The organism is Synechocystis sp. LEGE 06083 (assembly GCF_015207725.1).
Lineage (GTDB): Bacteria > Cyanobacteriota > Cyanobacteriia > Cyanobacteriales > Microcystaceae > Synechocystis > Synechocystis salina.
This window is the reverse complement of the sequence record NZ_JADEWJ010000116.1, coordinates 1-10,658: the sequence shown is the minus strand read 5'-3', so window position 1 is coordinate 10,658 and position 10,658 is coordinate 1. Positions and strand designations below refer to the sequence as shown.

11 protein-coding genes and 1 pseudogene are annotated in these 10,658 nt (G+C 43.2%); 3 read left to right on the top strand and 9 right to left on the bottom strand.

Going from position 1 to position 10,658, the window contains the following annotated elements; translation table 11 throughout:
• Positions 1–124 precede the first annotated feature (124 nt).
• The 8 genes from IQ219_RS10390 to IQ219_RS10355 all read right to left on the bottom strand — a co-directional run bounded on the left by IQ219_RS10390 (position 125) and on the right by IQ219_RS10355 (position 7,494).
• Positions 125–613 (bottom strand): hypothetical protein, encoded by a 489-nt coding sequence (locus tag IQ219_RS10390; protein WP_194072550.1) that lies wholly within the window; start codon positions 611–613, stop codon positions 125–127.
• 43 nt (positions 614–656) lie between these two features.
• Positions 657–3,293 carry a DNA mismatch repair protein MutS gene (mutS, locus tag IQ219_RS10385; RefSeq protein WP_194072549.1) on the bottom strand — a complete coding sequence of 879 codons (2,637 nt, stop codon included), beginning with the start codon at positions 3,291–3,293 and terminating at the stop codon, positions 657–659.
• 277 nt (positions 3,294–3,570) lie between these two features.
• Complete coding sequence (locus IQ219_RS10380) at positions 3,571–4,620, bottom strand: DMT family transporter (RefSeq protein ID WP_194072548.1); 1,050 nt, start codon at positions 4,618–4,620, stop codon at positions 3,571–3,573.
• Positions 4,620–4,976 carry a cupin domain-containing protein gene (locus IQ219_RS10375; protein WP_228016926.1) on the bottom strand — a complete coding sequence of 119 codons (357 nt, stop codon included), beginning with the start codon at positions 4,974–4,976 and terminating at the stop codon, positions 4,620–4,622. Before IQ219_RS10375 ends, IQ219_RS10380 begins: the two co-directional genes overlap by 1 nt.
• A gap of 16 nt (positions 4,977–4,992) precedes the next feature.
• Positions 4,993–5,700 carry a DUF4079 domain-containing protein gene (locus IQ219_RS10370; protein ID WP_194072551.1) on the bottom strand — a complete coding sequence of 236 codons (708 nt, stop codon included), beginning with the start codon at positions 5,698–5,700 and terminating at the stop codon, positions 4,993–4,995.
• Positions 5,701–5,821: 121 nt separating this feature from the next.
• Positions 5,822–6,304 (bottom strand): hypothetical protein, encoded by a 483-nt coding sequence (locus IQ219_RS10365; RefSeq protein ID WP_194072546.1) that lies wholly within the window; start codon positions 6,302–6,304, stop codon positions 5,822–5,824.
• Between the two features lie 37 nt (positions 6,305–6,341).
• Positions 6,342–6,998: a peroxiredoxin-like family protein gene (locus IQ219_RS10360; protein WP_194020569.1), complete on the bottom strand. Its 657-nt coding sequence runs from the start codon at positions 6,996–6,998 to the stop codon at positions 6,342–6,344.
• A 79-nt stretch (positions 6,999–7,077) separates the two neighbouring features.
• Positions 7,078–7,494: a hypothetical protein gene (locus IQ219_RS10355; protein WP_194072545.1), complete on the bottom strand. Its 417-nt coding sequence runs from the start codon at positions 7,492–7,494 to the stop codon at positions 7,078–7,080.
• A gap of 72 nt (positions 7,495–7,566) precedes the next feature.
• On the opposite strand from IQ219_RS10355, the gene IQ219_RS10350 reads away from it, so the two are divergent.
• Both IQ219_RS10350 and IQ219_RS10345 read left to right on the top strand, forming a co-directional pair.
• Complete coding sequence (locus IQ219_RS10350; RefSeq protein ID WP_194072544.1) at positions 7,567–8,475, top strand: LysR family transcriptional regulator; 909 nt, start codon at positions 7,567–7,569, stop codon at positions 8,473–8,475.
• A gap of 231 nt (positions 8,476–8,706) precedes the next feature.
• Positions 8,707–9,654, top strand: coding sequence for a folate-binding protein YgfZ (locus IQ219_RS10345; protein ID WP_194072543.1), 948 nt, complete (start codon positions 8,707–8,709; stop codon positions 9,652–9,654).
• 159 nt (positions 9,655–9,813) lie between these two features.
• Here IQ219_RS10345 and IQ219_RS10340 read toward each other — a convergent pair whose 3' ends face one another.
• Positions 9,814–10,260 (bottom strand): hypothetical protein, encoded by a 447-nt coding sequence (locus tag IQ219_RS10340; RefSeq protein ID WP_194072542.1) that lies wholly within the window; start codon positions 10,258–10,260, stop codon positions 9,814–9,816.
• A 255-nt stretch (positions 10,261–10,515) separates the two neighbouring features.
• On the opposite strand from IQ219_RS10340, the pseudogene IQ219_RS10335 reads away from it, so the two are divergent.
• Positions 10,516–10,658, top strand: a pseudogene (locus tag IQ219_RS10335) (adenosylcobinamide-GDP ribazoletransferase); the annotation flags it as partial.

Below are 10,658 nucleotides of genomic sequence, written 5' to 3'. Positions count from 1 at the left end.
GAATATGATTATGAACGGTTAGATTTTAGAAAGGGTCTTGAATCCCATAACCAAGCTCCTCAGATACATTCAATAATCAGTTGAACTTAGATGCATTTTTCATAAAATCGTAAAAATCCTAATTTTATTCTGTCAAACACTTTTTTTCTATTGATATTAAAGATTCATAACCTAGCTCTTCATTGACGGAGTTTAAGCTAAATCCATAACTTGAACCACAAATATAACTACTTTCATATTTTTCCATTTCTCCGTTCACCAAAACAATATAGCTACTTTTTTTTTGATTCAATTGTTTATTCTCTTCACCAAATTCAATTAGCGTATAACTATTACAGTCTTTGTCCCACCTTACATCTAATGGCTCTCCATAACATTCTCCTTCAAGGTCTACAGTAACATCTATTTTATTTTCACAAGAAAGCTGAAAATAGGTATTTTGATCATTTTTTATTTTACAGACTAACTTAGGGTATTTGATTCCATTTTTCTTTAGTGTAAGGGTTGAAAAATATTGTCCAGAAGACAGTAAAATATCTGCAACTGTTCTAAATGGATATACCAACTGTAAAAGAAAACAAAATAAAATAAAACCAAAGTATTTTTTGTTCATGGAAAATTGAAGTTTATGAGGATTTTATATAGAAACGGCATAATTATAAAGTAAAAATATCCAACTGTTTAGCCTGGTCTGCCGTTGTTTCAGCATCCGTTTGACTAGCCATTACCTTGCCCCGATTGCCCTTGCGTAAACCAACGGCGATTTTACTATGTTTTTCAATTTGGGCCATCACCTGTCGGGCCCTGGTAATCACTGAACTGGGCAACCCCGCTAAACGTCCCGCTTCAATGCCATAGGATTTATCCGCTCCCCCCGGTGACACTTGGTGCAAAAAGATGATTTCCTCCGGCAATTCTTTCACGGTAACTTGAAAATTGGCCACATTTTCCAACAAAGAAGCCAACTCGTTCAGCTCATGGTAATGGGTAGCAAAAATTGTCCGAGCTTGGATTTCCCCTGCTAAATATTCCGCCACCGACCAGGCGATCGCCAAGCCGTCAAAGGTAGCCGTACCCCGGCCAATTTCATCTAGTAACACCAAAGATTTTGCGGTGGCATGGTTGAGAATATTGGCAGTTTCGTTCATTTCCACCATAAAAGTTGACTGCCCTGTGGCCAGATCATCCACTGCTCCCACCCTGGTAAAAATACGGTCACAAATGCTGAGGGTTGCGGCTTTAGCAGGAATAAAACTGCCGGTCTGGGCCATTAATTGGATTAACCCCACTTGACGTAAATAACAACTTTTACCGCTGGCGTTGGGCCCCGTTAAAATCACCAAATCAGGATGCCAATGGTCATGGCCTAATTGGGTATCATTGGCGACAAAAAAGCCGGCTCCCAGGGATTGTTCCACCACCGGATGGCGACCGGCTTTAATATCAATTAAACCTGGCTCGGTTTGGATAATGGGACGGCAATAACCTTGGTACACCGCCACCTCGGCCAGGCCTGCCAACACATCGATCGCCGCCACGGCCTTGGCCACGTCCCGAATTGGTTGGGCTTTTTCCGCCACTGCGCCCCGCACTTCGCTAAAAATTTCATATTCCAATTGATTTAAATCAGCCTGGGCGGTGAGAATACGGGTTTCCCGCTCCTTCAATTCCGGTGTGATATACCTTTCTTCATTGACTAAAGTTTGTTTGCGAATGTAATTTTCTGGAGCCTGTTCCGATTTACTGCGGGGTAAACTTAAGTAATAACCAAAGGCTTTGTTATAACCCACTTTTAAATTGGCAATGCCAGTTTTTTCCCGCTCCGTTACTTCTAAGTTGGCTAACCATTGATTATCGTCTTCTAAACTTTGACGCATTTCATCCAAGGTTGGATTAACGCCACTACGAATTAAGTTGCCTTCCCGGATATGTAAGGGGGGATTTTCCACAATATGAGCTAGAACATATTTGCCCAATTCTTCCAACTCCGGCGGTACTTTTTGTAAAGCTTTTAAATAGGGGCTATGGCCTTCCTGGGCCAATGCAGCCAAATCCATCAACCGCACCAACGAAGAGGCCAAGCCATACACATCCCTCGCACTGGCGGTGTTCGCCCCAATTCTGCCCGTCAATCGTTCCAAGTCGTAAATTTGCCGGAGCAATTGCCGCAAATCCTGACGTAGGGCGGGGTGATGGTACAACTCTTGGATGGTGTCCTGGCGAGCTTGGATACCCTTGAGATCCAATAAAGGCTGCAATAACCAACGCCGCAAAGCCCGACTGCCCATGGTGGTACTGGTACGGTCCAAAGCCCAGAGTAGGGAGCCGTGGAAACTGCCGTCCCGCACGGTTTGATTGATTTCCAAGTTGCGCCGGGTCTGGTGGTCTAACACCAGAAAATCCGTTAACCCATAGGTCTTTAATGGTTGAATGGGCACCACATGGGCCTTTTGGGTATCTTCGATGTATTCCAACAATCCTCCCGCCGCCCGAATTGCTAGGGGTAAAGCGTCACAACCCATGCCTTCCAGAGATTTGACCCGAAAAGTAGTTAGTAATCTCTGTTTTGCTTCCACCAAAGAAAAGGGAGTTTGGGAGCGGAGGGAATAGCAAAAACTGGTGGGCAATTGTTTGGGAATATGTTCTGAAGGTTCTCCTGGGCGCAAAATATTACGAATATCGGGGGCAGAGGTGGGAATAAGCACTTCCGACGGTTGCAGCCGCAGCAATTCCACTGCGAGGTCATCCAAATTACTAGACTGACAAGTGAAAAATTCCCCGGTGGAGATATCAGCGTGGGCTAGGCCCCATTTGTCTTCCACTATGGCGATCGCCGCTAGGAAATTATTGCGCTTAGCGGGGAGCATACTGTCATCAGTCAAAGTGCCGGGGGTGAGCAACTTTGTTACTTGCCGTTCCACCATCCGTTTTTCTGCCTGGGCTTCGGCGGCATCTTCCACTTGGTCACAGATGGCCACGGCATAGCCCTTTTCCACCAACTGTCGGGCGTAGCGTTCTAGGGCGTGGTGGGGCACCCCCGTCATGGCCACCCGGCCAATTTCCTTGCCCCCTTCTTTGCTAGTTAAAATTAGTTCCAATTCCCGGGCAATGATGACCGCATCCTGGAAAAAACACTCGAAAAAATCCCCTACCCGGTAGAGCAACAATGCTCCTTGATACTGTTCCTTCACCTCCGTGTAGTGCTGGAACATCGGCGTTAACTTCTGACGATCGAGGGTGCGATAGTCCCGTTGGGGTTCTTTAACGGTGCCGAGGATGGGAGTATCAGTCATGGCCGGAGGATGGGGTCAGCGGCTTCCCATTCTGACACCCTCTCCCCACCGACAGCAAGCTCCCACCAATGGCGATCGCCAACTCGAGTCATTATGGCCCTTCAAATTAGATAAAACCAAGAGAAATATTAGAAACATTAATTTTAATAAATTTAAGTCAGGATGATGAAGTTTAATTCTATGACTTGATAAAGTAAGAAAAAATGGAACCACCGTTATAGAAACTAGAATTAACTTAAACTAAGTTACTCTTGGGTAACAAATCCAGTAGCTTCAGCTAAATTCCTCGAAAACCGACGTCCGTATCCATCAATTGGCGAGGATTTAAAGATTTTACAGTCTGTTCCCTTTTTGACGTTTGTAAATTATCTATAAAACTTAGTATTGCCCCCAGTAGTAGCAAAATTCCGCCTAAATACTGTGATTCTGTAGGCGTTTCCTGTAAAATCAGATAGGCAAAAATAATGGCAAGAATAGGAGTTACTAGGCTCGCTAAGTTAATCTGAATGAAACTTGCAGATTTAAGACCTGCTAACCAAGCTAATTGACCAAGAACAACAATAATAGCTCCATAAACTAGCATCCATTGCCAGAGAATTGGTGCAAAAACATCTACGAAATGGTGAAAACCATAAAGGATAACTGCCATCCAGAAAAAGACAAAGGTCCCCACCAAACTACGATAAACAGTAAAAATGCTTACCGGAATAGATTGCAGTTGTTGTTTACTTAGGATTGTTGTAATTGCTGAAATAAAAGCAGCGATCGCCACTAAGCTTTCCCCTACTCCAAAATCCAAATTCATAACCATCCTAGCCGGTTCAGAAATATCAAAAAAAACAGTAACAGCGACTCCAATAAAGGAAATCAAAGTTGCCACTATGCTTAATCGATTCACCGAAGCTTTTAGCAAAAAAACACTTAAAATTAAAGTAAAAATAGGTTCCAATCGTCCAATTAAAACAACATTAGTCACATTTGTTTGCCCAAGAGCAGTGAACATCAAAGCGGGGGCGATCGCCCTCGATAAAATAGCTGTGATAGTTAGTAAACGCCAATCTTTTAAGGCTACTTTTTTTAATTTGTGCAGTTGCCAGTCAGGGTAAAAAATCAAAATCATTAAACCCAAGGCGCATAGATTACCAACAAAAAGAACATTACAAAGAGAAATAGGGTTACGGCCATCAATCGTATAGGCTTGCCCCAATTCAATGATTCGAGTAGTGACAGCATTGGCCGCTGAAAAAATCACTACGGCAAGGGCAAGATAAATCGGGCTCGGAATCCGGTTCAAAAAAGTGCCAAAAATAGAAATAGATATTTTCATTAATAATCCAATTCCCGTTGATAGCCAATCTGAGGAGCCGAATAAATGGAAACAAAAACTGCATTCTCTTGACTATGATTGATCGCCCCATGAACTTGGCCTTTTTCGGCGATCGCCACTTCCCCTTGCGTCAAAGTTTGACTTTGATGCTCCCCCAAAAAATAAGTCAAAGTACCTTTTAGCATAACCCAGGTATCTTGACCATCGGGATGGGAATGAGGTTCAACAATTTGCTGAGGTTCAACAGCCCAAATAGCAATACTAGAATTTTCTGTCTCGATTACCGGCGTTACCGTTGCCCCTTGCTTAGAAAAACGCATTATTTTTTCTAAATCAAAAATTCGTTGCTGGTTCATTTTAGTAATTCTATTTTTATTTGGGCTGAGGACAAGTTTTACTGACAGAATCACACTGATAAACATACGATGCTTGCCAATGAAGAGGGATTTCCAGTAAATCCCTTGTTCCTGTTATACCTTGACCAATGAAAAGCAATAAGGCGAGGCTATTAATTATAATGTGGGCATTGCGCCAACGATTTTGACGGTCTTGATAAATATCTTGGATGGTAGCTACGGAAAAAATCATTAGCAGGGCAGCTAAAATTCCGTAGTAAAAATGAGAAACAAACCATTCATGCCCCCGACGATAAATTTCAGGTTGACAACCTAGGAGCACCAGTCCCATTCCCGTTAAAACAGCAAAAATTCCTCGCCCAAGTTTCGTTTTAGATCGAAAAAGAAAAACAAAAGAGACTATACTTAAAACAAATAGAAGAATCACAAAAAAAATCCGCAAAGGCTCTTGAGAAATCATATTTTCATTAATGAATTTAGAAAAAAGAGGATAGGCTAATCCTAAGAAAGTAACGCCTACCACCGCCATAGTTAAATATTTTCCTATCGCCACATGCTCAGTGCCAACCACCGGGGGAATTTTGCTTTTTTCTCCTGCTTTCGTCGCCAAACGTCGCTGACGGGTAAGTAAGGCACGATTGAGCACAATGCCCAAAAGTGGAAAAACCACAATAATGGCGATCGCGGGATGTAATAAGGCCCAGGCATCTTTAAAGTCAACCATAAAAACAATCGTCGAGTTTAGTAAACAAAAATAATTAAACTCAAGACTGATCATTCAGCCTTAGTTACCCTGCAATCACCAACCATTAATAACGCAATATCACCCTCAATAACAACTAAGATTAGGTGGGGTCTTTCAAGCGAATCATTGCTGAACCAATGGGAACTTCTCCTTCGATGCCCTGTAATTGGGTGCTAACCCGATAAAGAGCACGCCCCCCCATTCTTGACATATCTACCCCCGATAGTTGCAATCTTACATAGGTATTGGGGTCAATGGGTTGATTAAAATCGATGGTTATTCCCCCTGGAGATTTTTTCAGAGTACTGAGAATTTCCATCCCATCCGGATCAAAAGCCTTAACTTCAATCGAACGTTCCATGTCAATAGGTAAACCAATGGTTGCAGATTTAAGAGAAAATCCCGTAACTCCTAGGGTAATATAGTGCATATTACCAGCTGCTCCCACAAACCCAGAGTCCGTTACAAAAGGAGTAGTAAAATGCATTGTCATTTGTGCTTCGGCTGGGAAATCACCAAAGGGCAACAGGGCTATAGAAACAGCTAAAGCAGACAAAGAACTAACAATAGGACGAATATTCATGGTATTTAACTCCTGAAATCAATAAAAGAAAATTGGGTCAATGATCAACAAAAAGGGACAGTAAAATAGCGATTGCATCTTCCGGTTCATAGCGAACACGAAAATCCACATTGACATAGGACAAAGCGATGTAACCGCGGCGATCAATTACGAAGGTAGCTGGTACAGGTAATAACCATTCTTCTATACCATTGTGCTCAGGAATGACATAGCCTGATTGTAAATAAATTTGCTTAACAGCATCGGGAACGGTAAAAACTAATCCATAATCCTGGGCTGTTTGAAAACCATTATCGCTGAGAAGAGCGTAAGTCAAATCATGACGATCAATAGTTTTTTGTGAAGCAGCTAGAGTTTGGGGGGAAATAGCTAGAATTGTCCCTCCCAATGCTCTAATTTTATTAACAACCTTTTGATAGGCTCGTAATTCTAGTCCACAATAGGGACACCAGTAGCCTCGAAAAAATTTAAGTAATACGGGACCATTCTTTAATTGTTCGGAGAGAATGATCGTTTCTCCTTTGGTATTCTTGAGGGTAAAATCCGGGGCAAAATCTCCTATTCTTAATTGTCTTCGGTTTCTAAATTCCTCACTCAACCCCTCAATAAAATCCGAAAAAATAACAGCCCTTTCAGGAGGCGTTTTTTTCAAGGACTCTTGATGAAACTTGTACAATTCAATCTGTAAATTCACAATCTTTTGGGAGATAGCTGAAGGCTATAACCTATCATATCCCCTAAAGATAGTCCTCATTGAACAAATTCCTGGAGGGTTACTTGACTTCATTGGCGGGAAACATGGCAACCCTGCCTCCCTTCACCGCAACAACTACATCGTAGGTTGCACAATAGGAAAAGGTAACATCGTTCTTTTTGCTGTATAGATTGACAACCATTCCAGCACCCCCAGGTTGAACCCCCAATGGTTCTAGATCGCCATAGAAAAATCGCCTCAATTGGTCTCCACTACCAGTTTTTCCTTTGCTGGCGATAATTAGTTCGATCTGTTCTTGGCTGGCTGAAGGGGGAGCGGCGATCGCCGTATTTTGAGTGTGGGGTAGAAAGCTGCGAAAGGCGACATCTCCTATGGCAATTGTGCCAGCTAGGATAAGGGGAGCTAGCAAAGGACTAAAGGGTTTGAGTCTTAACATCAAGTTTTTAGGCGTAGAAATTATTGACGGAATCATCATTGCCTATTTTTTTTTTGATGGGAAGCCGGCAAAATGGAATATGCCATATGCCAGATTGGAATAGGTGTTGTTATGGATCGTCTTGCTTGTATGCAGAGTTTTGTTCGAGCGATCGAAATGAATAGCTTTTCCGCCGTGGCGAGGGAACAACAAACAACTCAACCAACCGTCAGTAAACAAATTGCCGCTCTAGAAAAACATTTGGGGGTAAAGTTAATCACTCGATCCACGACCAAACTCAATCTGACAGAAGAAGGAAAACAATATTATCAATACTGTCAACAAATTTTGGAAACAGTTGCTGAAGCAGAAGCTAGTTTAGAAGGCAAAGAGAAAGCCGTTGGTATTTTACGTCTGGGTTGTTCAGTCCTATTTGGCGAAATGCAAATTGTGCCCCGCTTAAATCTTTTTATCAGCCGCTATCCCCAGGTCAAAATAGACTTAATGATGGCTGACTATTTTGTCGATATGGTGCAAGAAGGACTAGACCTTTCAATTCGCATTGGTAATCATCAAGATAAAGCTCTAATTAGTGAACGTATTGGTATCACCCGTCGTGTAACGGTAGCTAGCACCAGTTATTTTGAAAAATCAGGGGAACCGAAAACACCAGAAGATCTAGTCAAGTATAATTGTATTATCTATACTTCCTTATCTACCATTAATGAATGGCATTTTCATGGAAAAAATGGAGTTATTAAAATCAATGTTAAAGGTAGTTTTCAAACTAATAGCTCCGTTGCTGTGCGAGCCGCAGTTTTATCAGGTTTAGGCATTGCTATCGCCCCTATTTGGATGTTTGGTGAGGATATTTATCGGGGGGATCTTAAAGTTATTTTACAGGATTATCAACCTGTGCCTTTTCCCATTTATGCCGTCTATCGTCGCAGTCGTTTCTATCCCGCCAAAGTTCATTGTTTTATTGATTTTTTACGGGAAGAATTTAAGCTAGACCCTTGGGTTTCTGACTATGGCGCCTAATTTATCAATAGAACTTTTTTTAAGACAGCAAATAGAGAACTTTTTGACTACTACAGTCCCGTTTTGCTCTTCAAAAATGGAGGCAGAGAAGCTCTTAACAACAGGGCGTTCATTCGCCGCTAAAATGTGGAGAATGGAAAGTTGAAGCAAGCAAGCACAAAATCCACTTTTTCTTGATTTCATTGCTGGACACTGCAATTCGCGATTTAAATCTTAAATTTAGAGATATTCATGGCCCATCCCCTCGACCTGGAGCAAACCTGGCTCTATCCCCTGCCCGAATTTAGTTTGATTGCCTTACAAGGGGAAGACCGACGACGCTTTTTACACAACCAAACCACCAACGCAGTGGAAACCAGGACAGTGGGGGAATGGTTTGAAACCGTATTTGTCAACTCCACCGGCAGAACTCTAGAGTTAGCCACGGTTTTTGTGCGTCAAGACTCCCTTTGGATCCAGGTGGAAGCCAACCGAAAAGACTTCCTCTGGCAATGGATGGACCGATTTATTTTCCCCTTCGACAAGGTGGAACTGGAGGATTTATCTGCCCATTATCGGGCGGTGGTGCTGTTGGGAGAAAAAGTAGAACAAGTAGAACAAGATCATTTGGGTTGGCAATTACCCGCCGGGAACCAATGGTTAGCCCAATCGGTGCAGGGAGTTGAGTTACTCGTTTCTGCCCAAACAGGGTTGGATTTACCTGGTTATACAGTAGTTTTTCCAGCGACTCAACAGGCAGTAATCGACCAACTTTGGGGAGATTTAGCTGTGATTACCCCCGACCAATGGGAAGGTTTGCGGATTCACCAGGGCAGACCCCAAGCAAATAAAGAACTGACTGAGGATTACAATCCCCTTGAAACCGGACTATGGCGGGCCATTTCCTTCACTAAGGGTTGCTACATTGGCCAGGAAACCATTGCCCGTTTGAATACTTACCAAGGGGTGAAACAGCGGCTGTGGCGCATTGCCCTCGATCGCCCGATGGAAGCAGGAACAGTGATTACCCTGGAAGGACAAAAGGTGGGGGTTTTAACCAGTGTGAAGGGATTGACGGGGCTTGGTTACCTTAAAACTAAGCTAGTTGATCAGGGCGCGACAGTGCAGGTAGGGGAGGCGATCGGTACAGTGGAAAAACCACCCTACATCACCCACGAATATTACCAGGGGCTGAACTAGATTCCGGAAGTCGGTTTTCGTTGCTATTCCCATCACCCATGGGGTTTTGTTGGTTTGGTTACCGGATTTCCCCTTGGCATTGATTACCAACAATTGGGTGGGGGGTCATCAAATTGATCATTAGCTTGATTAAGCGAGCTTGCTGGAATCGAAAGCAAATCAAAAGTCTTCCTCGTCCCTCTGCACATCTAACCGGGCCGCCAGTACCTCCGCCACCGCTTCTTCCAAATCCAGGGGCATAAGTTGACTATAACCTTCCCTTGGGTTGAGCCAATCATCCAAAGGCACTAGCCTTAAATGCCGACTTTCCTGCCAGAGGTCGACAATGGTTTTTCCTTGGTGGTCTAGGCTAATTTCCAGATAGTCAAAGCTATTGACATTGAGATAAAGGGATTGATTGGTAACAATGGTGGCCTGTTGGGCATCGCTAAACACATCCAAGATCCAACCTTGGCCTTCCGCTTGGCATTTGCCATCCAATTGATAGTAGTAATTAACTTGTCCTAAATCATTTAGAACCCGTTGCATATCTTCTTTGTTGACCAAAATACCCTGTTCAATCACACAGGGAGCTGGTAGTAGGGGAGAGTGAAATTCAGGATTCATGGGGGTGAGGGCGGGGTAAAAAGCTTGGTCGGTCGGTTACGGATGAATATTTACGGTTATAAATTCCACCAGGATTACTAACGAAAATCACGCAAAAGTATTAGTCTAGATGGGGAATTTTAGTTTTGGGTTGCCAAGCCATCGGTGGAGCGATTTGATTGATCCCCGCGTTAATTTTGATCTTAGCCCAAGAATTCGTAACTATATTTTAAGTTTTTGCGGAGTGTCGACTCCTTGCCCTGGGAATGGTGATTTATGAAATGGTGGCGTCGTTGGTATTTTCTCTGGGGTGGGGACAGTGTGGGGGCAGCAATTCTGTTTTACACCCGCCTGCCCTGGCCTCGGAGTTGGCCGGTAAATTTTGACCGCATTGCCCGCTGGAGCACCCTCATGGTGCT